General features: G+C 38.5%; 22 protein-coding genes. 6 read left to right on the forward strand and 16 right to left on the reverse strand.

Going from position 1 to position 23,012, the window contains the following annotated elements:
- Window positions 1-13 precede the first annotated feature (13 nt).
- Window positions 14-1,213 carry a LysM-like peptidoglycan-binding domain-containing protein gene (locus tag L4F91_RS02905; RefSeq protein WP_395897174.1) on the reverse strand — a complete coding sequence of 400 codons (1,200 nt, stop codon included), beginning with the start codon at window positions 1,211-1,213 and terminating at the stop codon, window positions 14-16.
- 94 nt (window positions 1,214-1,307) lie between these two features.
- Window positions 1,308-2,321 carry an EF-P beta-lysylation protein EpmB gene (gene epmB / locus L4F91_RS02910; protein ID WP_395897176.1) on the reverse strand — a complete coding sequence of 338 codons (1,014 nt, stop codon included), beginning with the start codon at window positions 2,319-2,321 and terminating at the stop codon, window positions 1,308-1,310.
- Between the two features lie 34 nt (window positions 2,322-2,355).
- On the opposite strand from epmB, the gene efp reads away from it, so the two are divergent.
- The gene (efp, locus tag L4F91_RS02915) at window positions 2,356-2,922 is read left to right on the forward strand and encodes an elongation factor P (protein ID WP_103854617.1); all 567 of its coding nucleotides are present in this window, start codon (window positions 2,356-2,358) and stop codon (window positions 2,920-2,922) included.
- A 113-nt stretch (window positions 2,923-3,035) separates the two neighbouring features.
- Here efp and L4F91_RS02920 read toward each other — a convergent pair whose 3' ends face one another.
- From L4F91_RS02920 to L4F91_RS02945, 6 genes are all read right to left on the reverse strand, one after another.
- Window positions 3,036-4,124 (reverse strand): ROK family protein, encoded by a 1,089-nt coding sequence (locus tag L4F91_RS02920; RefSeq protein WP_265777290.1) that lies wholly within the window; start codon window positions 4,122-4,124, stop codon window positions 3,036-3,038.
- Window positions 4,125-4,217: 93 nt separating this feature from the next.
- Window positions 4,218-5,519 (reverse strand): histidine-type phosphatase, encoded by a 1,302-nt coding sequence (locus L4F91_RS02925; protein WP_395897179.1) that lies wholly within the window; start codon window positions 5,517-5,519, stop codon window positions 4,218-4,220.
- 187 nt (window positions 5,520-5,706) lie between these two features.
- Window positions 5,707-6,789 carry an extracellular solute-binding protein gene (locus tag L4F91_RS02930; protein ID WP_250351717.1) on the reverse strand — a complete coding sequence of 361 codons (1,083 nt, stop codon included), beginning with the start codon at window positions 6,787-6,789 and terminating at the stop codon, window positions 5,707-5,709.
- Between the two features lie 42 nt (window positions 6,790-6,831).
- A complete protein-coding gene (locus tag L4F91_RS02935; protein ID WP_250350718.1) occupies window positions 6,832-7,674 on the reverse strand; it encodes an ABC transporter permease in 843 nt (280 codons plus the stop codon).
- Window positions 7,671-8,540, reverse strand: coding sequence for an ABC transporter permease (locus L4F91_RS02940; protein ID WP_250350717.1), 870 nt, complete (start codon window positions 8,538-8,540; stop codon window positions 7,671-7,673). The genes L4F91_RS02935 and L4F91_RS02940 overlap by 4 nt, the downstream gene beginning before the upstream one ends.
- On the reverse strand, window positions 8,537-9,610 hold the full coding sequence (locus L4F91_RS02945) for an ABC transporter ATP-binding protein (RefSeq protein WP_250350716.1): 1,074 nt from the start codon (window positions 9,608-9,610) through the stop codon (window positions 8,537-8,539). Before L4F91_RS02945 ends, L4F91_RS02940 begins: the two co-directional genes overlap by 4 nt.
- A gap of 222 nt (window positions 9,611-9,832) precedes the next feature.
- Here L4F91_RS02945 and L4F91_RS02950 point away from each other — a divergent pair, with 222 nt between their 5' ends.
- Window positions 9,833-10,657, forward strand: coding sequence for a glycerophosphodiester phosphodiesterase family protein (locus L4F91_RS02950; protein WP_250350715.1), 825 nt, complete (start codon window positions 9,833-9,835; stop codon window positions 10,655-10,657).
- A gap of 82 nt (window positions 10,658-10,739) precedes the next feature.
- Here the strand turns inward: L4F91_RS02950 and L4F91_RS02955 are convergent, their stop codons facing one another.
- The 3 genes from L4F91_RS02955 to L4F91_RS02965 are packed head-to-tail and all read right to left on the reverse strand — an operon-like array spanning window position 10,740 to window position 13,517.
- On the reverse strand, window positions 10,740-11,981 hold the full coding sequence (locus L4F91_RS02955; RefSeq protein WP_250350714.1) for a surface lipoprotein assembly modifier: 1,242 nt from the start codon (window positions 11,979-11,981) through the stop codon (window positions 10,740-10,742).
- Window positions 11,982-12,021: 40 nt separating this feature from the next.
- Window positions 12,022-12,702, reverse strand: a complete 681-nt coding sequence (locus tag L4F91_RS02960) for a hypothetical protein (RefSeq protein ID WP_250350713.1) — start codon at window positions 12,700-12,702, stop codon at window positions 12,022-12,024.
- A 20-nt stretch (window positions 12,703-12,722) separates the two neighbouring features.
- Entirely contained in the window at window positions 12,723-13,517 is a 795-nt protein-coding gene (locus L4F91_RS02965; RefSeq protein WP_395897183.1) for a hypothetical protein, read from the reverse strand.
- A 76-nt stretch (window positions 13,518-13,593) separates the two neighbouring features.
- Between L4F91_RS02965 and L4F91_RS02970 the strand changes: the two genes are divergently transcribed.
- Window positions 13,594-14,013, forward strand: coding sequence for a helix-turn-helix domain-containing protein (locus tag L4F91_RS02970; protein ID WP_250350711.1), 420 nt, complete (start codon window positions 13,594-13,596; stop codon window positions 14,011-14,013).
- Window positions 14,014-14,037: 24 nt separating this feature from the next.
- Here L4F91_RS02970 and L4F91_RS02975 read toward each other — a convergent pair whose 3' ends face one another.
- From L4F91_RS02975 to L4F91_RS02985, 3 genes are all read right to left on the reverse strand, one after another.
- Entirely contained in the window at window positions 14,038-14,313 is a 276-nt protein-coding gene (locus L4F91_RS02975) for a type II toxin-antitoxin system Phd/YefM family antitoxin (protein ID WP_250350710.1), read from the reverse strand.
- 179 nt (window positions 14,314-14,492) lie between these two features.
- Entirely contained in the window at window positions 14,493-15,128 is a 636-nt protein-coding gene (locus tag L4F91_RS02980; protein WP_265777281.1) for a bifunctional 4-hydroxy-2-oxoglutarate aldolase/2-dehydro-3-deoxy-phosphogluconate aldolase, read from the reverse strand.
- 10 nt (window positions 15,129-15,138) lie between these two features.
- Entirely contained in the window at window positions 15,139-16,080 is a 942-nt protein-coding gene (locus L4F91_RS02985; RefSeq protein ID WP_395897186.1) for a sugar kinase, read from the reverse strand.
- Between the two features lie 174 nt (window positions 16,081-16,254).
- On the opposite strand from L4F91_RS02985, the gene kdgR reads away from it, so the two are divergent.
- Window positions 16,255-17,043, forward strand: coding sequence for a DNA-binding transcriptional regulator KdgR (kdgR, locus tag L4F91_RS02990; RefSeq protein WP_250364259.1), 789 nt, complete (start codon window positions 16,255-16,257; stop codon window positions 17,041-17,043).
- A gap of 98 nt (window positions 17,044-17,141) precedes the next feature.
- Here the strand turns inward: kdgR and L4F91_RS02995 are convergent, their stop codons facing one another.
- Window positions 17,142-18,635, reverse strand: a complete 1,494-nt coding sequence (locus L4F91_RS02995; RefSeq protein ID WP_250350706.1) for a DUF2264 domain-containing protein — start codon at window positions 18,633-18,635, stop codon at window positions 17,142-17,144.
- 64 nt (window positions 18,636-18,699) lie between these two features.
- Complete coding sequence (locus tag L4F91_RS03000) at window positions 18,700-20,268, reverse strand: sulfatase-like hydrolase/transferase (protein WP_250350705.1); 1,569 nt, start codon at window positions 20,266-20,268, stop codon at window positions 18,700-18,702.
- A gap of 275 nt (window positions 20,269-20,543) precedes the next feature.
- Here L4F91_RS03000 and kbaZ point away from each other — a divergent pair, with 275 nt between their 5' ends.
- Both kbaZ and L4F91_RS03010 read left to right on the forward strand, forming a co-directional pair.
- Window positions 20,544-21,827 (forward strand): tagatose-bisphosphate aldolase subunit KbaZ, encoded by a 1,284-nt coding sequence (gene kbaZ / locus L4F91_RS03005; protein ID WP_250350704.1) that lies wholly within the window; start codon window positions 20,544-20,546, stop codon window positions 21,825-21,827.
- A gap of 15 nt (window positions 21,828-21,842) precedes the next feature.
- A complete protein-coding gene (locus L4F91_RS03010) occupies window positions 21,843-23,003 on the forward strand; it encodes an SIS domain-containing protein (RefSeq protein WP_250350703.1) in 1,161 nt (386 codons plus the stop codon).
- Window positions 23,004-23,012: the final 9 nt, after the last annotated feature.

A 23,012-nucleotide genomic window follows, 5' to 3' on the forward strand; every position in this document is an offset into this window, starting at 1 on the left:
AACAGCTTACAGCTTATTTCTTATATTGATAAGTCCCATTAGCCTGACGAATAAAGGTGCTGCCATTTGCTAAGCGAAGTTGTTGCACACGCCCTTGTGAATTGACTGAAATCTGTACTTTATCACCAGGTTTAAAGCTACTTAAGGCATTGCCAGCGCCATTTGCTTTTGTCATCGCATTCACATCTGAAATATTCAGGTTGTTATCACGGAATACCTGCATAAGTGAAACACCTTGTGGAATGGTCAGGGTTTTGCTCGTGCCAGCTGTTTTGCTTGTCGCTGGTTTTGCTTCAACCACAGGCACTTTTTTCTCAACTTTCGCTTCCACTTTTTTCACGGTTTGTGCTTTGTTTTCCGCTTTTGGCTTACTGGTATTGGTTGTTTGTGTTGTTGCTTTTACCACCGGTTTAGGTTGTGCTTTTGGTGTGGTTTGTGTAGCTGGTTTGCTTGCGGTTTTTGCTGTATCTACCACTGGTTTTGGCTCAACGGAGGTTGGTTGTGGTTTCACCGCTGGCACAGGTTGCTCTGTTTGAGGGCTTGGTTGCGCAACAGGTTCAGGGCTTGTAGCTGGATTGCTTTGCGCATTGTCTGCATTATTTTCTGCACTTGCGGTTGTTGCTGTTTGGGCATTCTCATTGTTGCTTTGTGTGTTTTGTGCATCTGCTTGCTGTGCCGGTTGTTGCCCTTGGTTTAAGTTATCCAACACATTATTTTCCAAAGGTTGTTCTTGATTAAGTGATTGGAACTGGGTTGGAATGCTGTTTGATGGCTGTTCAAAAGCATTTACGGTATCCGCACTTGGTTTTAGCCAAGAGATAATCAATAAAATGATCACCGCAAGTAATAAAACAATAAAAATACGGCGGTATTTTGCTGGAATAAAGCCTAAAATTGCCCAACGTTCAGGTTTATTTATTTTGCTAATAGGAGCTGGTTCATTTTGTGTTTGGGTGTTTTCTTCTGCAAGACTTTCTTCAACATTCTTCTGCTCGTTACTCGTGGTTGTTTCTGCAATCACGGGTTCAGCCTGTTCAGTTGCTTGTTCTTTTTTTCCTAACCCTTCCATCAGCGCTTTGGCTTTATCAAGTAAAGAGGGTTCGTGAGTAATGTGTTTTTTCGGCGTGATAGGTTCCATTTGATTAAATTCTAAATTTAATTCATTTTGAGCCGCGCTATCTGTGTTATTTTGAGGTTTATGTTGTTCAGTCACAGTGATTCCTTAATATTAATTAAAAGCACTTAGCGTAAGTGCGGTGTAAATTTCGCTTATTTTAAAGGATATTTTGTCATTGTTCTATGCCGAATTACGCGGAATATAATGTTTTATTTGGTTCATTCGCTATTTCTCGTGCTAATTTAGGCACTAAATAGCCTGACGTGAGTGTTTGTAATTCTTTGTAAATTTTTACCGCACTTTCATCATCAAGATAAAAATGGCTTGCCCCTTCCACTTTATCAAACAAATGTAAGTAATAAGGCAAAATACCAATACGAAAAAGTTGCTCACCTAAGGTTTTAAGAGTGTGGGCGTTGTCATTAATCTTTTTCAGTATGACCGCTTGGTTAAGCAAAGTGATACCGGATTTTTTCAGCTTCGCCATTGCTTGTGCTAAATTTTCATCAATTTCATTGGGGTGATTGATGTGGGTAACCAGCACCGTTTGTAAGCGAGATTGTGCCAGCAACGCACAAAGTGTGGTGGTAATCCGCTGTGGAATAACCACCGGCAAGCGACTATGAATACGTAAACGTTGTAAGTGCGGAATTTTTTCTAATTGTTTTATGAGCCATTCTAGCTCGTGATCTTTCGCCATAAGTGGATCGCCACCTGAAAAAATCACCTCATCAATTTCTGAATGTTGCGCAATATAATCTAGGGCTTTTTGCCAATTTTTTTTATCGCCCTTGTTTTCAGCATAAGGAAAGTGGCGGCGAAAACAATAGCGACAATTAATTGCACAGCTATTTTTTACCATAAACAACAAACGATTATGGTATTTATGCAAAATATTGGGCGCGGGTGTATGCTGTTCATCTAATGGATCTTTGCTAAATCCTTCTGCCAGCACAAATTCTAAATGGGAAGTCATCGCCTGTAAAAAGAGCGGATCGTTTGGGTTACCTTTTTCCATTCGCGCTACAAAAGGCAACGGAACACGCAAAGGAAATAGCTTGCGTGCGGCAAAATCTTTTTCAAAAAGAGAAAGAGGAAGGTTTAATTGTTCCAACAAGATTTTTGGATCTGAAATGGCATTGGCGAGATGATCAGCCCAATTTTCTACTTCTCTAATGGGGATATTTCGGGTTAAAATACGCACTTTTAAAAACAATCTCTTTTTATTTGAGGATAATATGGCTACATATACTACCACTGACTTCAAACCAGGTCTAAAATTTATGCAAGATGGTGAACCTTGCGTTATTGTTGAAAATGAATTTGTAAAACCGGGTAAAGGTCAGGCATTTACTCGCACTCGTATTCGTAAATTAATTTCAGGTAAAGTGTTAGATGTCAACTTTAAATCGGGTACTTCCGTCGAAGCCGCAGATGTGATGGATCTTAACTTAACCTATTCTTACAAAGATGATGCGTTCTGGTATTTTATGCACCCAGAAACATTTGAACAATATTCTGCCGATGCAAAAGCAGTCGGCGATGCAGAAAAATGGTTATTAGATCAAGCAGATTGTATCGTTACTTTATGGAACGGCGCGCCAATTTCTGTTACCCCACCAAACTTCGTTGAATTAGAAATTGTAGAAACAGATCCGGGCTTAAAAGGCGATACAGCAGGTACAGGCGGTAAACCAGCGACATTAAGCACCGGTGCGGTAGTGCGTGTTCCATTATTCGTACAAACAGGCGAAGTCATCAAAGTAGATACCCGTTCAGGTGAATATGTTTCGCGTGTGAAATAATCACAAAATTGAATGATTGAAAGCCGTTATGATTGACGGCTTTTTGTTTATATATAACTTATTAACGAAAGTGCGGTGCAAATTTTTCTGATTTTTGCACCGCACTTTCGTATTTATTCATCATCTTGCAAGAAATGATAAATCGGTACAATAGCGGCACCAATAGAAATATCTTCAAATTTTATCTTTGATGCGCTCAGTTGTGCTGAGGTGCGGTTGATGTTTTGTAGTTGTTCTGCATTTTTAACGTAATCAATCAGTTGATTGATTAAGGTTTGAGGCAACATTCCAGTTAGGGCGATGACTTTGGGGTCAAGCCACGCAATGGCGGAGAGAATGAGAGACAGCACTTGGGGCTGGCTATGTGCTAGCCAAGTTTTTACCGCGGTGTTGTCTAATAAGTTTGTTTGATGATTATCTTCGCCAAGTTTTTCGGTGAGATCTTTCCAACTTGGTCTAGGCGAGTTATAGGGGAATAATAAGCCGATTTCTCCCGCGTTACCAAATCCACCACGGATTAGTTTACCTTGTGAAATAATGCCTGCACCAATACCAAAATCAAGGCTGATAACCACCATATCGTCAATATCATTCCATAAACCTGAATAATATTCACCTAAGGCTACGGTGTTGATGTTGTTTTCAATATAACAAGGGTAGCCCAATTTTTCGCTCAATACTGTGGCTAAATTAGGAATATTTTGTAATAAAGGAAACCAAGGGGAGGAAATTGATTTGTCTTCCAAGAGATAGCCAGAAAGGGAGAAACCAATACCAAGGATTTTGGCTTCAGACAAAAATTTCTTTTCAAGCAATTGCGTAACAGCACTATGAATTTTTTGGCATAATTCATCAAATTGTACGATATTGTCATATACATAGCGTTCATTCGCAATTTTATTACCAACAAAATCCACAATCGCCAGCTGAAATGCGTGATCAGAAAAGGTAACCCCAATAGAGCAACAGGCGTTGGGATTTAAGGTTAAATGAAAAGAAGGCGTTCCCCGTTTTTTTACCATTTTTTCCGTTTCTTTGATTAAGCCAAGAAACAAGAGTTTGCGACAATATTGTGTTACTGCCCCGGCGGTTAAGCCTGATAATGTACTGAGTTCCTTGCGTGAAGGGGCATATTGGCGAATAAGGCGTAATAACAATTTTTCGCTAGATTTTAAATTGAATACGGAATTATCTTTTTTCATTTTTCTGTCTTTATGAAATAAAAGCCTCACTTTGGCGATCAGAGAGGCTTCTCAGTCAATTTTACCTTAATTTACACAGATAAAAGTGCGGTATTATTTTAACGCATTTTCAACGGCTTGATAAAAATCAGCCATTTTACATAAACCTTGCGCATTGGTTGGGCAATCTTCTAGCTGTAAGGTAATACGATTTGGTGGATTAGTCAAAGTGAGTTTCGTGCCATTACGTAATTGATCAATGGTTTGATAAACGTATTCTACTTTCATAAAGGCTTCGCCATTTGGCGCGACCCATTTTTCAAAGGCAACTTTGCCACTAATTGGTGTCGTTTCCAGTTGATCGGGTAGGTGGTAAGGTTTTACTTTTAATAATGGTAAGAGCGAACCAACATTAGAATCGTGTCCGACCAACAATACGACCTTGGCATTGCGTGCGTTTTCAATATAAGGGTGTTGGTAACCGTAGTCTTTAAAACTATTTTGAATAAAGGTGAGCAGCGGCGTGGCGGCTTCTTTTGCCATTACTTGCGTGCCGAATAATAATTGGTTGTAGCGTTCTTTGATATCAACAATTTTTTTCCAATCTTGTTGATTATTAATGCGACCCCAAGCCACATCTTTAGCAGGAAAGCCTTCATAATATTGCAGTAGGAAGCTATCAGCTGCCCCTGTTCCATCGCGTAATGCACCTGTGGTTTTCGGTTCTTTTCCTTGAGTGAAGGTGAGGGTATTAGGTTCTTGGTCTAAATTACATAAGTGTTTTTCTTGGCATAAGGGTGATTGTGTTTGATTTAACGTTTGTGCAAGGGCGTTGAAATTACTTTGTAGATGTGCGTTTAGCTGAGCAAATCCTCCTTTACCGACTAATTCATCGACTGCGTTGCGGGCTTTTTGTTCAAAGGCTTTATCTACTTTGCTGCGAATTACGGGATTAAAGGTGTTATCCATCGTGTTATATTTGCCAAGATAATTCACTCTAATGGCGCAATGGGAATATGCTCCTTTAGCAAAACTTACCCCTGTATCAATGGTGCGTGGGCGAGCGTTGGTATAAATAAAAAGATCATCTTTCGGGCATTGTGATGACAGAATGCCAGTTTGTTGCAACCATTCAGACCAGTAAGCCGCGAATAATTTTTCTAATCTTGCCCCTTTAGCAGTGAGATAGCCTGTTTTATCTTGCCATTTCACCCATTGATAGGGCGTGGCTTGAGATAAAACGCTGTCTTTTCCCACTAAGGGTGTGCGAATACCGTGTCGGCTGAAAATCACGATTTTTTCTAATTGTAGCGCTTCTGCTTGGTGATTGTCTGGCACATTAGGCGCTGCATTAAGATTTGTGGCATAAAAGAATGTGCTGCTAAGTAAACTAAGGCTTAAGGTGAGCTTTTTCATAGAATGTCCTCCAAGATTAGGATAGAAAGGAAGGGGCATTATTGGCACGAAATGCCCTAAAAATTGCAAAATTTTTAACCGCACTTTTGCACTAACAATATTAAATCTAACTTGATTTTGTTGGAACAATAATCAAAAAAAGAGAGAAAAAAATGAGTTAAGGCAGAACCTTAACTCATCAACAATGTTATTTAGCGATCACTTCTTTGGTGAAATCTGCAATCGCGGCTTTGCTCCAATCTAATGGGAAGAATGGAATATCCGCTTCGCCGACTTCCGCATTTAATGGGCGAATACCAAAATGAGCGGCTAATTTTTGTTGGGTTTCTGGGGAGACTAGCCAGTTGGCGAACACCAAACTTGCTGCTGGGTGTGGCGCATTTTGTGCGACAACGACGACATTCCCACCGCCCGGCATACCAAATTTTGGCACATAGAATTTCAATCTTGGTGTTACCGCGCCTTGTTTTTGTAAGCTAAATAAATGATCTTGCCACGCAGAAACAATATCTAATTCCCCATCATTTAAGCGTGTTAAGCTATCTGCGTTAGAGGCGGTACGAACCATATTTTGTTTGTTTTGGTTAAACCAATCCCACGTGCTTTGCCAGTTTTTCGTTTGGGTAGCATCAAATGGCGTGTTTTGATAATCATATTGACCGCTTACATTAAGTAAGGCTTGAAAAATAAACGCTTTACCTGAAGCCCCTCCATTTGGATCGGCATAACCAAATTTTTTCGGGTGAGTTTGAATGTAGGTAACGGTTTCTTGCCAACTTTGTGGTAATTGATCTTCTGAAACCCGTAATGGATCATAAGCAAAGCCTGTTTGATTGCCCCAAAATCCCATTGCTTGATTGGCAAATTTTACCCCTTGTAAGGCGTGGTTAGCTTGGGCGAAATTTGGCAATTTATCGAGATTTCTTAATACCTCATTTTTCTGCACAATCGGGTAGTTATCCGCCGCAATGGCGATCACATCCATTTTGCCTTTGCTTAGTGATTTTTCAGCAATGAGCTTGTTCATATTGCCATCTAGCGTTCCTTCTGGGATTTTCACTTTGATGCCATAGGTTTTTTCAAATTCTTTCACAAAAAGACGGAATTGTGGTTGTAAATACCATACGCTAAAGGTGACGGAGCCTTCTTGTTTGGCTTGTGCCATAATATCTTCCCAGCTTTTTTGGCTGAGGTCTTGGGAGGCCGATACGGATAAGGCAGTGGTTAGCCCTAAACTGATTAATGCGGTTTTGATAAGACGAGTTTTCATCATTGTGTTCTCCTATGATTTACAAGGCTATGGTTTACAAAATTAGGCTTTACCTGTGGATTGAGATAAATAGTTACCTTTTAATAAACGTTCAATAATTAACAATAAGATCACGTTTGGAATTAATAAGATGATTGAGACCACGGCGGCATTTGGGCGAATGAAAGAATAGCCCAAGAAAGAATAAAGTATGGTTGGCACGGTGATAAAATCTGGCGAACCGATAACAAAGGAAATACTAAATTCTTCAATACTTTTGACTAAACAGAAAATAATGGACGCCAAAAATGCGGGTTTTAGCATTGGCAAGTACACATCTTTAAAGGTCGTAAATTTTGATGCCCCAAGATCGCGACTTGCATCAATCAGATCTTGCGGAACGGCTGAAAATCCTGAAGACAAAATACGAATAGCGTAGGGTAACGTCATTACCGTATGTCCGATAATAATACCGATCATTGGATTGTTAATATTTAACTGAATTAACACCGCACTAAAGAATAAGGCAATGATCATTCCCGGAATTACTAAGGGAATAAGGGTAATCAGTTCGGCAATTTTTTTACCGCGGAATTCCATTCGACCAAAAGCATAAGCGGTTGGCAAGGCGAGAGTGATGGCGATTAAAGAAACAATCGGCGCGATGGTGTAGCTATTAAACATCGCTTCTTTAAGTGCGGTGTTTTCCCATACATAACTCCAGCGTTCAAAAGAAAGCACGGGTGGAAAAATATCAGGGTAGCTCCAAGGGTGTTGTGGATCAACAAGCGACCATAAGCCCGCCATTAAGAAAGGCAAAACAAGCCAAACAAAATTCACCAGCACAAAAAAGATCAGCACAATGCGGTTAATTAAACGTGTGTTTTTGCTTTGTATTTTGTTCATTTTACCGCTCCTCGTTTAACAGATAATGGACGAATAATCAGCGTAATTAAAATTGAAGCAAGTGCAGAAGTGAGCATTATCACCATTGCGAGTACCGCACTTTGATTCCATTCTTCAAATTCATAAGCACTCATTTGCATAAAGCGAGCTAAAGAATAGGTATCACGTGGGCCTGCAATGCTATAAAAGGCGAAATCACCTAATGCACCGATAAAAATCAAAATAAACGAAACTTGTACTGCACTGAGAGTGAGTGGGAAAATCACATAAATAAAACGTTGCCAACTGTTTGAACCTAGGTTTGAAGCGGCATCAAAGAGATCGCTTTTTAACGAATTGACTGCACCGCCAACAAGAATTAAGGCGAATGGAATATTTTTCCACATTTGTAAAATCACAATTCCCCAACCAAAGCTGTCATTTTGCAAGGATTTTGGTTGTTCCCAAATGCCTAACCAAACTAAGGTTTCATTAAGAATACCGTGGTAGGAAATCATATTCATAAATAAGAATGCCGCCACTAATCCCGGCACAAGCATTGGCATACGGAAAAAGGTAACGATAAATTCTTTGCCTTTAATCGGATTACGTAACCATAATGCAATGGGGTAAGCCACTAAAATGGAAAATACCGCACCCAGAAAAGAAACCCGCACCGAATACCAAAATGATTTATGAAAGATAGGGTTACTTAACACTTCTTGCCAATAATCAAACGTGAAGTGAGACGGTTCGCCATACATATTCTGTAAGCCAAAGCTTTGGGCAACCACTAAATAAAAGGTCGAACCCATTAATAATAAAATGGTGCCAAGCCCTGTTCCAAGCAGTAGCCAGGCTTTGAGATCTTGTTTTAAGGATTTCATACCGCCTCCAAGAAACGAATGGCATCACGAGCAAGGGTGAAATGTAATTGTTCTGACTGATTTAATAACGGTGAAAACTTGGTTAATTGCAACCGCACTTTCTCATTTGGCAAGCCAGAGGTAACCAAGCCTTGCACTTCAGTCATATTACCCATAAAGGCGGTTTGTAGAACCTTGACACTAAATTTATTTTCTACATTGCTATCAGCTTCACAAGGGATCGCATCTTCAGGACGGAAACAAATATAAATATTCTCAGCCACAGGTTTATGTGCCGATTGCACAACGAATTTGCCCCATAAGGAATCCACCTGATAGAGATCCTCTTGCCAGTGTTTTACGTTTGCTTTGGTGATGTTTGCGACACCAATGAAATCAGCAATAAAGCGGTTGTTCGGTTGATAATAAATTTCTTGTGGTGTTCCCACTTGCTCAATTGATCCCTTATTTAGCACGATAATTTTATCTGACATTGACAAGGCTTCCGCCTGATCGTGGGTAACATAAATACTGGTCAGATTATATTGATGAGAAAGTTGCTTAATTTCAAAGCGTACGCTTTCACGCAGTTTGGCATCAAGATTAGAGAGTGGTTCATCGAATAAAATCACATCAGGACGGGTAACCATTGCACGGGCAAGGGCAACACGCTGTTGCTGACCACCTGAAAGCTCAGAAGGTAATTTTAGTTTCTGGGTTTCTAAATCCATTTGTTTTAATGCCACATTTAAGCGTGCGATTTGTTCATCAATAGGAATTTTCTTTTGTTTCAAGCCATAACAAATATTGTGGGAAACATTTAAGTGAGGAAAAAGCGCATAGGATTGAAAACACATTGCGGTATTCCGTTTTTCTGGTGGAATGTCATTGACTTGACGATCGCCAATGACAATTTCCCCCTCATCGGCACGGTGAAAGCCTGCAATTAATTTAAGCAAAGAGGTTTTCCCACAGCCACTAGGACCGAGTAGCGTAACGAATTCCCCTTCTTCAGCAGTAAAAGAGATGTTATTTGCTGCATAGAAATCACCAAATTTTTTGGTGATATTGCGTAATTCTAGTTTTGCCATAATCGATTTCTCCTCGATGATAATTTCGTGAATACTCTAAACTAGAAGATAAAGCGCGATCAATTACAATTTAAAAAATAAACTCATTTAAGTTTGTTTTTGTGAGTTTGATCACGAAAATTAGATATTTTTTCCATTTGATTGCAATAGTGTTTGCGTGATATTTCTATTGTCTCTAAAATGAGTTTAGTTTTTAAATTGAATGTAAGAGAGAGGTTAAAAATGGCATTTGAATTTAATGTAACAGAGAAAGGAATCATTCTCGCAAATAGCCACCGTGGTTATAGTGCCAAGTATCCAGAAAATACAATGCCTGCCTTTATTGGCGCATTAGAAGCGGGAACACATAGCATTGAACTTGATATTGCAATGACAAAAGATGAAAAAATTGTGGTTATTCACGATTTTTCGATTGAACGTGTTTCTAATGGTGAAGGATATGTGGAACAAATGACACTGGCTGAATTACAGCAGTATGATTTCGGTGAGAAATTTTCCCCCGCTTTCAAAGGCACGCACATTGTAGAGTTAGAAACAGTTTTAAAATGGGCGCAAGAAAATAATGTAGGGTTAATTGTAGAAGCTAAACAACGTCGCAATCATCAGCGTTTTGCGGAAGTCTTAGCTGAGATTTTGCAACGTACCAATACAGTGGATCAAATTTTATTATTAGGCTTTGATCACGTTTTAATTAATAAAGTGAAAGCCTTATTGCCAGCCTTGCGGTTGCAAGTGGTTACCCTTGCGCGCTATAACGATCAACTTAGTGCAGTATTGGGATCAAATGCCAGCAGCGTTTGTGTGGAATATCACTATGTCGGCAAAGAAGATTTAATTGCCTACAAAAAAGCGGGATTATCGGTGAGAATGTATTTGCACGAATCAAAAGAAATGCCTGTGCTAGCAATGTATAACCAAAAATATGGTTACGATACAGAAAGTGAAATTATCCAATGGTTACGTGAAGGCCTGATCGATATGCTAAGCCACGATGATATTCCGTATCTCAAATCATTAATTGAAAAAGCAGGCAAAACGCCTTATTGATGATTGAGTGGAGAATTATTTGCATCAAATTTAATCTGACAGCCTTCCATTTAAAACTGGCACCTGTCAGATTAATTTGAGTTTAAAAGTCTTTTTCTATTAACATCTGCACATATTTTTCTGAATAGGAAAACATTGAGGGAATATTGCTATTCTGCTTTTTCCAGCGGAATTGTACTTTTGGCACAAAACCCAAATACTGCCAATCTTGTTTCCATAATGTCAGATTTAGTGAATAGATCTTATCACGGCGGATTTTATCTAACGGCAAAATATTACCTAGCGAAGCAAAATCTTTATATTGTCTCAATGCTATTGATCCATTTATTTGGCTTGCTATTGCATACCCCCAATTTTGTCGCCAACCTAATCGTAACGCTTTCATATCATTGCTATATTGTTTAAGTTGCGTATTTTCACGAATAAAATCCGTTCCTAAATAATAATAGCCTTTTCCAGTAGGTTGCCAAATGAGTGTGGCAGAGGCCAGTTTAATCGTACCGCTTCGTTCAGTCTGTGTGAAATAACGTGGTTGGCTAAACTCTAATGCGGTCGAAATTTGCCAATGTTTTGAAAAGTTCAAACCATACTCAACTCTTAACCCATTCGCCCAGTTATAACGATGTCCACCAAACCATTGGCGTTCATAAAAGGGTTTTAGGTCAAATTGATATTTAGCATTTTGATATTTATAGCCGAAATAAGTGCGGTTGGCGATTTCATCATAATCGTGATTATCCCAATAATTTTTCCCATAAAGATTATTGGTAAAATAGAGATAGTGAGATCCTATGATATTCCAATTTTTTTGTGCATCAAAATAATAAGTAAAACCGTGAGCCGACTGTGGCAACATATCATCATTTTTTACAAAACCTGTATTTTCAATATGTCGTTCGTTAGACGTATTATTGACATTCTTGGTTTGTAGATAATTTGCACCTAAAGAAAATTGCCAGCTTTCGCGATTTTTAATTGCTTGTAAATAATCTTGAATAAGCAACTGTTCTTCATCAGTTAAATTGTTTTGCTCTTGTAATGTTTCAAAGGCTTTCCTTGCATTGTCATTTTGATAATCTAAAAATAGCACTCTTGCTTGTTTAATTTTTGCGTAATTCACTAATCTTGGACTATGCTCAGAAAAATTTTGATAGATAGGCAATAGGCGTTCCACCAAATCCATTCGCTCAATATTTAACATATCTGAAAGTAGTTTTTCGGTCAGAGCTTGATCGTGTTTTAATTGTGAAATAGAGTAGGTTGTTTCACTTGCAATAACAATGCTACTAAATAAATAAGATAAGAAAAAAAATTTATATTTCATATTTAAGAAATCCCACAATCAAAAAATTGTGGGAATATAATTACTGTCTATTTAAATCAGTTCCTGCGGAGTTATATCCACCAACAAATCCGTCACTATAATCTAAAGCACCTTCTTTTATTATACGATTTGAATCTTTTTCTGATGTTACTTTATATCCTGTACTCATTTCAGAGAATGGACTAGAGCTTCCATAAATGATACCAGCATATTGACCTGAGAATTTTTCTTGATTATGTGTGGCAGAAGCATTTCCTTTAAATTCATACATTTCATTATAGCTAGAGTAATGACCGTTGATATATCTAATAGTTCCTTTATACAGTGTTGTATTATTTAACGAAACATTCACATTCTTATCATCAATTTTCCCTACGGCACTACCTGAAATAGTTCTTTTATCAAAATCTGCATCTAATCTAATTGTGCTATTGGCAGATGCATAAGTCGCTTTACCTGTTGCATAGCCATCAGCCCCGACTTTAAATGTTGATGGAGTGATTGAAGGAACCGTAACTGTTGTATTAGGCTGAGTTGGGTTAGCTGAGTTATTTTCTGTGTTAGAATTATTCGTATCAACATTTGGCACAGTAATTGAAGTAGTACTATTCTGGTTTGAAGTTGTTGATTCATTTGAACCACCGCCACCACCTGAACCACAAGCAGTTAATCCTACCATTACAGTTGTTGTTAATAATGCTTTTGAGAGTGTTAATTTCATAATAAGCCTCTTATTGCTAGTTAATATTGTTGTTTATGTAAAGTGATCAAAAATTCCATTAAAACGGTAGTTTGATTAAAGATAAAATCAATCTCAATGCTTTCAAAACAAGCATTATGCTTGACATTTTCATTTTGATATTTCGTGAAAAAATCAAAGATAGTTGAAATATAAAGATTTTTAACTTCTACATTAATCTTATATTTATCTAAGAAATCACCTAATTCAGATTTCAAATTTTCTAATGATTTTTTTGTTCTAAGAATGCTATTAATCAAAGATTCAAAAGAATAACGCAAGTCATCAAGTAAGTTTCTCTCATAGATTTTGTTATTCTTTTTTTCAAATGCACTTTCATAATGCTTCTTTGTCTCAGGGTAATCATCTAACCAATGTCTAACTTGATTAACATTTTCTAAAATTTGCTCTGCGATCTTCTGTGGAGCTAAATGAGAATAACTTTTCACTAAAGCCAGCTTTAGCTCTTGTACTTTTGAATTATTGATAAATTTCTCTAAATCGCATAAATCCTGAATAATGACAAATTGTTCCTTCGGTTCAAAACAAGCTAGATTAGTTTCCAGTGCTTGTGCTTTGTTGATGCTTGATGTGCCTTTTTTAAAAGGTTGCTGTGTATATGTAATTGATTTTTCGTATCTAACAGCATATTGAACACAAAACTTGCAAATTTCTGAACCACTCAATCCTTCATTTGTATCAGCTAAAATACTAGCTGCATAGATTAAAAATTCATTATTAATCACCAATAATCCCATAAAGTTTTGGATAAACTCGGTGCAAATGTTATACTGCACCTCAAATTTCTACCACAAACCACCAGTATCAAAAACTCATCTGATACTGTTTAAAACTGCACTTTAAGGAAGTAAAATGGAAGTCCACGAAAAAATTCGCGTTATGAGAGAAATCAATCAATGGTCGCAGGAAGAAATGGCAGAGAAACTTTCTATGTCGCCGAATGGCTATGCCAAAATTGAACGTGGACAAAGCAGTATTAATTTAGATAAATTACAGCAAATCGCGAATGTTTTTAATATTGATATGGGGGAGTTAATTACGAGTAAGGATAGATCAATTTTTTTTGCAGTGGGTGGTGATAATTCTAATAACTTAACAAATAGCTATTTTGGCACAAATGAAGCGTTAACTATTGAAAATGAAAAGTTAAACAGTTTGCTGGAAATGAAAGATACTTTATTGGCTCAAAAGGATGAATTATTATCTCAAAAAGATGCAGAAATTATTGCTCTAAAAGAAATTATTGAATTGTTAAAATCAAGAAATAGTTAAATAATCTGTGAGTTAGATATTTTTCTAATCAAATTCCACATCACACATATGAGTATCTTTACGAATGTCTGCAAGAATTTGATCGAAATCTTCAATGTTTTTATCGCTAACACTTGTTGCAGGTTGTCCAAATAGCTCTTCAAAACTGGGTTCTGATCGTGCTTTGCGATAATCCTGATAGTTCGACAACACACTGACAATCTTTCCCCATTTGGTAATAAAAACAGGCTGGGTTTCAGAGAGTTTCAATACATAGCTAGCACGTTGATTAAATTCTTTTGAGGTAACAGTAATCGCCATATTGTCCTCCTTATTAAAATTGTAGTTATTTTACTACCTTTTGAACGTTTGACAAGCAAGTGTTTTTTACAAAAAGAACAATGCACATATTATAGAGTTTGATCTGTTCCAAATTAAAAGTGCGGTGGAATTTTTCAAAATTTTCCACCGCACTTTTATTTTAGGACTTTGTTTTGTAGTTAAGCGTTGGTAATTGCTACGGCTTCACGTACTAAACGGCCGATTTCATCCCAGTTTTGGCTGTTGATAAGGGATTTTTCTACGAACCAAGAGCCACCGCAAGCGACCACATTTGGAATGGCGAGATAGTCTTTAATATTGTTTACGCTAATTCCGCCGGTTGGCATAATTTGTAATTGCGCATAAGGGCCAAGTAAGGCTTTGATCATTTTCACTCCACCAGAGGCTTCGGCTGGGAAGAATTTCACTGCGGTTACGCCTAGTTCTAATGCCGCTTCAATCGACATCGGGTTGTTCACCCCCGGCATAACAGGGATATTCAATTCTTGGCAAAGTTTGACAATTTTTGGATTGAAGCCTGGTGTAACAATGCAATCGGCACCTGCATTTTTGGCTTGAACAACTTGTTCACTGGTCAGAACTGTACCTGCCGCAATCAGAATATTCGGGTTATGTTGGCGAATTAAACGAATGGCTTCTTCGGCAGCTGCTGAGCGGAAAGTGATTTCCACAACGGGTAACCCATTATTGGCGAGGGTTTCCGCAAGTGGGATAATATCCTGTGCGTTGTCTAAGGCAATAACAGGAATGACTTTTAATTGACGAAGTTTTTCAACGATTTGCGTAGTATTCATTTTATCTTCCTTAGTTAAATTGATGAATGAGATGTTCGGTGGCGGTTTTATCAATAATCGCCCCCTTGTGTTGAATGACGATACCCGCCACTTGATTACCTTGTTGACAGCATTGTTGTGCAGGTTTATTACGCAGGTAGCCATTTAAAAAGCCTGCATTGAACGCATCGCCTGCCGAAGTGGTATCAACCACATTGGTAACAGGCGTGGTACTCACATTCTGTTCGTTACCTTGTTCATCGCAGAATAATGCGCCTTCTTTACCTTGCTTCAGGACAATATTTTTTACCCCAAGTTGTTTTAAACGTTGTATTGATTGTGCAGGTTGTTTATCTCCCCAGAGTGCTTGTTCATCATCAAAGGTAACTAATGCAAGATGAATGCACGGATAAAGTGCGGTGTAAATTTCTTGTGTTTTTTGTACGGATTCCCAAAGTTTTGGGCGGTAGTTACTGTCAAAAGCAATTTTTACCCCTTGTTTAGCCAGTTGTTGAAGCTGGCTAATGAGGGCATTACGATCTGCATCAGGCAAAATCGCAAGAGAGATTCCGCTCAAATAAATCATATCCATTTCAGCAAGGCTGTTTTGTACTTGAGGATAATCAGGGTGTTGGAGTAAATAACGTGCGGCAGATTCAGAACGCCAGTAAAGGAAAGTGCGCTCGCCAAATTTATCTAACTGGATTAAATAAAGCCCCGCTTGGCGTGAGGGAGCAATCAGCACATTTTCCGTATGAATGTGATCTTGTTGCCAATGTTGGATCATTTGTTGGCTGAGTTTGTCATTACCCATTGCGGAAATATAGTGAACTTCGATGTCGTGAGGGGAACTAATGCGAGAGAGATAAGTGGCGGTGTTTAAGGTATCACCTCCATAGGTTTGCCACATATTCCCGAAGGGTTCACCGTTGAGTTCGATCATACATTCGCCGATAATTGCAATTTTTTTCACTGTTTTTCCTCCTTTTGTGATCAGGCAAGTGAAAATAAATAAATTATACGAGGATTTATTTTTTCTTTCAATAAAATTGAAATATAGTTTCATTTTGTTTTGTGGCTTTTCAAAATTATAGCTTGTGTTAATATATTGAGGACAATTGACTAAATTTTGAGATGTTACAGAAATATGGAAAAAGATACTCAACCCGATGTGGTTTCCTCCGTGCTAAAAGTATTTGGCATTGTGGATGCACTCAGCGAGAAAAAAGAAATTGGTGTAACAGAATTGGCTCAGCGTTTGATGATGTCCAAAAGCACCATTTACCGCTTTCTACAAACGATGAAATCCCTTGGTATTGTGGCACAGGAAGGAGATACAGATAAATATCGCCTCACTCTGAAATTGTTTGAAATTAGTGCAAGGGCGTTAGAATATGTGGATCTTATTGAGCTTGCCAATAAAGAAATGGAAGTGATTTCAAAGCAAACAGGCGAAACCTTGCATTTAGGTGCATTAGATGGCAATGAAATTGTTTATTTGCATAAAATTGATTCTACTTACAGCCTAAGAATGTATTCTCGTGTGGGGCGTAGAAATCCCACTTATAGTACGGCGATTGGAAAAGTATTGCTTTCGGCGCTGACGGACGAGGAAGTGGAAACCTTGCTGGAAAATGTTGAGTTTGTTCAACATACCGCAAACACATTACCGAATGTTGAAGCGCTTAAACAAGAACTGGCGTTAGTACGCGAACAGCACTATGCAGAAGATAAAGAGGAGCAGGAAGTTGGCTTACATTGTGTTGCCGCACCTATTTATGATCGTCTAGGGCATATTGTTGCCGCGATTTCTCTCTCTTTACCGCTAGTTCGTTTTGAAAAAGAAAACCTTGCCCAGCTGGTGGAGATGCTTCATCAAGCAGGCAGAAATGTGTCTAAACAGTTAGGTTATCAGCATTATCCTGTCGCGGAATAGCATTGCAAAATTGGTTAAGGCGGATTATTCCGCCTTATTTTTTGCTAATTTATCCTTCGCATAAAACTGTCGCATAGAAAAGTGCGGTGGTTTTTTTGTTATTTTTTCTCTTTATTGGAAAGATAAAGAGAGAGTTTTGATGAAAATGTTGTTACCCCTTTTCGTAGTAAATTATTTTTGCCTCGAGTGGAACGCCCACAAAGCCATTCTATGATCTTCATTCGTCCATTTTGCTGTTGTAAACAGGCTTGCTGGAACGGCAAATTGGGGTATTGTTGATGCTGAAATTGGGCGATAATTTCTTGGGTTGCTTGTGTGCCAATAATGCGTAAATTAATCGCTGGGATTTGAATATCATAATCCTGTTTTTCAATGGCAAGTGGCTGTTCGGCAGTTTGCCAGAAATGAATCTTTTGACCAGCATAAAGTAATAAAATAAAAGGACGTAACGACCACAACCCACTTGCCGCACCGCTGTAAGGATCAACCAGTCGCCTATCTGTTTCAAAGAGTCCTTGGGTAACATTGCCTTGTTGAATAGCGTGCTGTTGAATCAAAAAATGGGTCAGTTGGGATAGGATACGTTTTCCTTGTCCATTCGTTTTTTCTTGCTGAATCATTGTGCTGATTAACGCCGTTGGTGCAGCAAAACGGTAAGGCAGGCTACGCCCAAAAAAAGCAAAACCTTGTGGCGCGAATAAATAATGAAAATCTTGACAAAATTGCACCGCACTTTGTTGAATAAAAGTGCGGTCAAAATCTGGAGCGATTTGATCGAGCCAAAATAACCCATAGTGAAAGCCCCAAGAATTGTAGTAATCGAAATTACCTTTTTCGCCATCTCTAAACCAGCCATTGCCAACATAAAATTCTTTAATACGTTGATAACGTTCTTGATTGATTTCATCAATGCCAGCAAGATCTTTGACGACCAATTGCACTAATAAGATAAACAAATGCCAGTTATTGTCTACCGTTTGCACGTGATTGATTTGACGTAGCCAATCAATAATCTGTTGCTGTTGTGAAGCGTTGTAGTGTTGCCAAATATGGGCTTTACTCAGCCAAAGGGAAAGGGCGAAATCAGCACTTTCGCAGATCGTTTGCTGAAAACTTTTTAACTTTCCCCAGTAACCTGAATGATGGGGATTGGTTGCATTGAGAAAACCCGTTGATAAAGCCTGTTGAACTTGCTGAAAAAGGGGATGAGAGGGAGCGGACTGATAATGTAAATAGGCGGCTAACAGAGGATAATTGCGTGCCGCCCCTTCAATAGAATCAGAAACCATTCCTTGTTCTGATGGATAACCGTGATAATCGGCACGGGCATAGTCATCATTGGCATAATGAAAAAAGGAGCGAATAAAATATTCAACCAGTAATTCAAACTTTTCTTGTGAAAAAGTGGAATCTTGCGTAAATGCCTGTTTTAGCTGTTTATCAATAAGAGGATCGGTTTTGCTAAAGCAGGCTTTTCGTTTTATTGAACGCTGCAATCTTTCCTTAAAGGCTCGCCAATAATCCTGAAATTGGGGATGTTCGTGAGCTAAATAAGGTCGTTCAGTAAAGCGAATTTTGGGATCTGTTGTCATTTATTTGCTCCTATATACTCTCACTGAAGACTCAAATAGCTTCAGTGAGAGCAATTAGCAACGATTAAGCTTTTGGTGTAGCACAGCTTTCAAGTTGCTTTTTCATTTTTTTCGTTGGGCCAGTAATAAACTCAACGGGACGCCAAGAATCGCCCGTTTTTTCTAACCACGGGATTAATTCTTCTTTGATTAATTTTTGTACCAATTCAGGATTGCTTTCCGCAATATTCTTCATTTGGTATGGATCAGCCACATTATCAAAGAGTGTGTATTTAAGCGGTTCACCATCTTGACGATCAATTTCTAAAGTGTGAGTTTTGGTCCGCACGCCACGACGACCAAATGATGGTTGACCATAAGGGACAAAGAGATAAAGTTGAGAAGTCGGGCTTTCACCTTTATCGTGTAATACCTGTTCAGCAAGGCTAACGCCTTCTACACTATCAGGGATACTGCCTTTCAAACCAAGTAAATCTAAGATCGTTGGATAAATATCTGGCGCAGACATTAAGCTCTCATTGACACCCGCAGGGATTTTACCCGGTAAGCGGAACATCATTGGCACACGCATAGATTCTTCATAGATATTATTTTTGGTTGGTTTACCGTGAGATCCCATACAGCAACCGTGATCAGAGAAGAAGACTACTAATGTATTATCCGCTAAACCTTGTTTGTCTAATTCAGCAAGGATACGGCCGAATTGTTCATCGACGCCTGAAACCATTGCAAGATATTCTTTGAAATATTGAGGGCCATAGCCTTCTTGATATTTTTTATCCCAATCGACATTTGGACGGCTGTTGAGTTCTTTAGAGCTTTGTGGGTACATATCCAAATATTTTTGTGGGACTTGATCATAAGGAGAATGTGGCGGGTTCATTGAAACCACTAATGCAAATGGTTTGTTTGGATCACGATATTTATTTTCTTCATTACGAAGGTATTTAATCGCCATATCCGCTTCGTGTTCTGGCCCCCATTGATCTACATATTGAGGATATTCACGTGGTGTGTCATTTCCCCAGTACATTGGTTTTAAATGGAGATCATAAGTACCATAAGAATACCAGAAATCAAAACCGTGGCGGCGATCTGGTGGTGTCCAGTCGTTCCAGTAGCGCCCTTCCATTGGGTTGTTGTAGCTTTTAATGTACGGCTCTTGTGGCACATCTAAATGCCATTTACCGATGTAACCTAATGAATAGCCTTCCTCTTTTAATACATCAGACCAACATTTTGCATAAGGTGATAACTCAATACCGACTTTACCACCATAGTCGTGCGTATTCCCTGTTACGCCACTATGTTGTGGGTATTTACCGGTCATAAACATACCACGGAATGGAGAGCATAATGGATAGTTAGAAACCATTTGATCCATCACTTTTGCTGTTTGAGCAAAGGCATCTAAATGTGGTGTGATTGCAGGATCTTGCTTTTTGAATCCTTGTGCCATTGCACGCATTTCATCAGGAAACACGATTAATAGGTTAAGTGGGGGATTGTTGGATTTTTTTGCCGACTCTTTAGCATTATTATTGGCGACTGCATTTACCGCAGTGCTTGACAGCGCAGCTACCGCACCCGTTGTCGCAACACCTTTAATAAAATTACGACGTGAAATACTCATCTGATTACTCCTTATCTTTGATTAAGTTGCACTTTGCGCTACGTCTTAATGAAACAAAGTGCGGTTATTTTTTCATAAAAAAATGGTAATCTCCATATTTTAAAACGTCGTTTTAGAAAAATTATTTTATTTTGTGAATTAGATCACAGATTTCGATTTTGGTGTTTTTATGTTTTGATTGCTTTCATTATAATTCAGTTAAAGTAATACGAAAGCGTGATTTCTTTCATCTTCATTAAACGAAATTTGACCCACCTAAAAGGAAGTAAACAAAAATGAGTATATTGCTCAACCTTATTAAAAGACATAAAGCAGGTGAAGTTGTCGGAATTTATTCTGTTTGCTCTGCTCACCCGCTTGTTTTAGAAGCCGCTTTATTACAAGCCAAAGAAGATAACACCCCTTTGTTGATAGAGGCAACATCCAACCAAGTGGATCAATTTGGTGGTTATACAGGAATGACACCAGCAGATTTTCGTCATTTCGTTGAACAATTAGCAGATCAAGTGGGTTTTCCAAGAGCGCAATTAATTTTAGGTGGCGATCATTTAGGGCCTAACCGCTGGCAAGGATTGCCGGCAGAAGAGGCTATGGTAAATGCAGAAAAATTAATTGAAGCTTATGTTACTGCAGGGTTTGAAAAAATCCACTTAGATTGCAGTATGTCTTGTCAAGGTGATCCTATTCCTCTTTCAGATAGCATTGTCGCAGAACGTGCTGCACGTTTAGCTGTAATAGCAGAACAAACCGCAGAGAAACAAGGATTAGCAAATCGTATCGTTTATATTGTTGGAACAGAAGTTCCTGTACCGGGTGGGGAAGCAGAAGAAATTGCAGAATTAGAGGTGACTTCGCCACAAGCTGCAAAAGCGACCATTAATGCACATCAAGAAGCCTTTTCTCGCGTTGGCTTAGATCATATTTGGCCACGTGTTGTTGGCTTAGTGGTACAACCGGGAGTGGAATTTGACCATACTAAAGTGATTGATTTTGTTCCTGAGAAAGCACAAGCATTAAGCCAAGTGGTGAATGATTATGAAAATCTTGTGTTTGAAGCGCACTCCACCGATTATCAAACAGAAGAAGCTTATAAGGCGTTAGTTAAAAATCATTTTGCTATTTTGAAAGTAGGGCCAGCGCTCACCTTTGCTTTACGTGAAGGTTTATATGCGCTGTGTGCAATGGAAGAATACTTATTCCCAGCCACACAATGTTCAAATTTACGTACTGTATTAGAAGCACAAATGCTTGCACACCCTGAAAACTGGAAAAAATATTATCACGGCAGCGAATTAGAACAGTGTTTTGCAAGAAGTTTTAGCTTTAGTGATCGTATTCGTTATTACTGGACGAATCCTGATATTGCTAAGGCAGTGGATAAATTATTTACCAATTTTGCTCAAATGGATATTCCACTTCCATTACTTAGCCAGTACTTACCAGAACAATATTTGGCTGTACGTGAAGGAAAAATATTGCCTAAAGCAAAAGATCTTGTGCTAGATAAAGTGCGTGCTGTGGTTAGACAATATGCCAAAGCCAGTTTTTTTAATCATTAAGGAAAGGATAGAAATATGACAACTTATTTAGGTATCTCGGAGAATGATTTAGTGGCAGGGAAAGCCATTATGACAGCAAAAGAGATCGAACAGCAGCCGCAAGCGTGGAAAGAAAGTTTGCAAATGTTGGATCAGCGCCGTCAAGAAATTCTCGATTTTATTGCCCCCGTAATAAATGCAACAAATGGACGCATTATTTTTACCGGCGCAGGAACATCGGCTTTTGTCGGGCATTCTTTGCAACCTTTTGTGCTTACAATGACGGATAAACGTGTTGAATCCATTGCGACAACGGATATTGTTTCTAACCCTTACCAATATTTCGCTCAAGATGTGCCAACATTACTTATTTCATTTGCTCGTTCTGGAAATAGTCCTGAAAGTGTGGCAGCAGTGGAATTGGCAAATCAATGTTTAACGAATTGCTATCATTTATTTATTACTTGTAACGAGCAAGGGGCGTTATATCAAAATGCGCAAAAAAATGACCGCACTTTAGCATTATTAATGCCACCTCAAACCAATGATGGTGGATTTGCAATGACATCTAGTTTTAGCTCAATGATGCTTTCTGCCTTATCCGTGTTTTTATTACCAAAAGGCTCAGTTACGGAGCAATTAGGTTTCATTACAGATGCCACAGCAAAATTAATTCCACAGTATGTTGAAGTTGCTCGTCAGTTAGCCACAGTGGATATTGATCGCATTATTTACCTCGGTAGTGGTGGATTACAAGGATTAGCACAAGAATCAGCACTAAAAATTTTAGAATTAACTGCGGGACGTATTGTTGCCACTTATGATTCTTCCCTTGGGTTCCGTCACGGACCAAAATCTATTGTTAATAATAAAACAACAGTGGTTCAATTCCTTTCAAATCAACCTTATACACGTTTATATGATATTGATTTATATAATGAATTATGCAGAGATGGTATTGCAACACGCATTGTGTGCTTAACCGCACAATCGGGCGTAGAAGGACGAGATGTAGTGAATATCGCAGGCTTTGCTGATGCACCAGATTATGCACTATTATTCCCGTACATTGTCTTTGCACAAATTAATTCATTTTATAGTTCGTTTACCCGTGGTATTACCACAGATAATCCTTGCCCAACAGGTGAAGTAAACCGTGTGGTTCAAGGCGTTATCATTCACCCATTTCATTCATAATTATTAAGG

Source organism: Avibacterium sp. 20-126, from assembly GCF_044358625.1.
Classification (GTDB): domain Bacteria; phylum Pseudomonadota; class Gammaproteobacteria; order Enterobacterales; family Pasteurellaceae; genus Avibacterium.

Coding starts and splice junctions, on each gene's coding strand:
- L4F91_RS02980 (WP_265777281.1), bottom strand. CDS start 15,128: ATGAATACTACGCAAATCGTTGAAAAACTTCGTCAATTAAAAGTCATT.
- L4F91_RS02960 (WP_250350713.1), bottom strand. CDS start 12,702: ATGAAATTAACACTCTCAAAAGCATTATTAACAACAACTGTAATGGTA.
- L4F91_RS02995 (WP_250350706.1), bottom strand. CDS start 18,635: ATGACAACAGATCCCAAAATTCGCTTTACTGAACGACCTTATTTAGCT.
- L4F91_RS03000 (WP_250350705.1), bottom strand. CDS start 20,268: ATGAGTATTTCACGTCGTAATTTTATTAAAGGTGTTGCGACAACGGGT.
- kbaZ (WP_250350704.1), top strand. CDS start 20,544: ATGAGTATATTGCTCAACCTTATTAAAAGACATAAAGCAGGTGAAGTT.
- L4F91_RS02950 (WP_250350715.1), top strand. CDS start 9,833: ATGGCATTTGAATTTAATGTAACAGAGAAAGGAATCATTCTCGCAAAT.
- L4F91_RS02975 (WP_250350710.1), bottom strand. CDS start 14,313: ATGGCGATTACTGTTACCTCAAAAGAATTTAATCAACGTGCTAGCTAT.
- L4F91_RS02930 (WP_250351717.1), bottom strand. CDS start 6,789: ATGAAAACTCGTCTTATCAAAACCGCATTAATCAGTTTAGGGCTAACC.
- L4F91_RS02970 (WP_250350711.1), top strand. CDS start 13,594: ATGGAAGTCCACGAAAAAATTCGCGTTATGAGAGAAATCAATCAATGG.
- L4F91_RS02935 (WP_250350718.1), bottom strand. CDS start 7,674: ATGAACAAAATACAAAGCAAAAACACACGTTTAATTAACCGCATTGTG.
- L4F91_RS02945 (WP_250350716.1), bottom strand. CDS start 9,610: ATGGCAAAACTAGAATTACGCAATATCACCAAAAAATTTGGTGATTTC.
- L4F91_RS03010 (WP_250350703.1), top strand. CDS start 21,843: ATGACAACTTATTTAGGTATCTCGGAGAATGATTTAGTGGCAGGGAAA.
- L4F91_RS02925 (WP_395897179.1), bottom strand. CDS start 5,519: ATGAAAAAGCTCACCTTAAGCCTTAGTTTACTTAGCAGCACATTCTTT.
- kdgR (WP_250364259.1), top strand. CDS start 16,255: ATGGAAAAAGATACTCAACCCGATGTGGTTTCCTCCGTGCTAAAAGTA.
- L4F91_RS02955 (WP_250350714.1), bottom strand. CDS start 11,981: ATGAAATATAAATTTTTTTTCTTATCTTATTTATTTAGTAGCATTGTT.
- L4F91_RS02920 (WP_265777290.1), bottom strand. CDS start 4,124: ATGAAAAAAGATAATTCCGTATTCAATTTAAAATCTAGCGAAAAATTG.
- L4F91_RS02940 (WP_250350717.1), bottom strand. CDS start 8,540: ATGAAATCCTTAAAACAAGATCTCAAAGCCTGGCTACTGCTTGGAACA.
- efp (WP_103854617.1), top strand. CDS start 2,356: ATGGCTACATATACTACCACTGACTTCAAACCAGGTCTAAAATTTATG.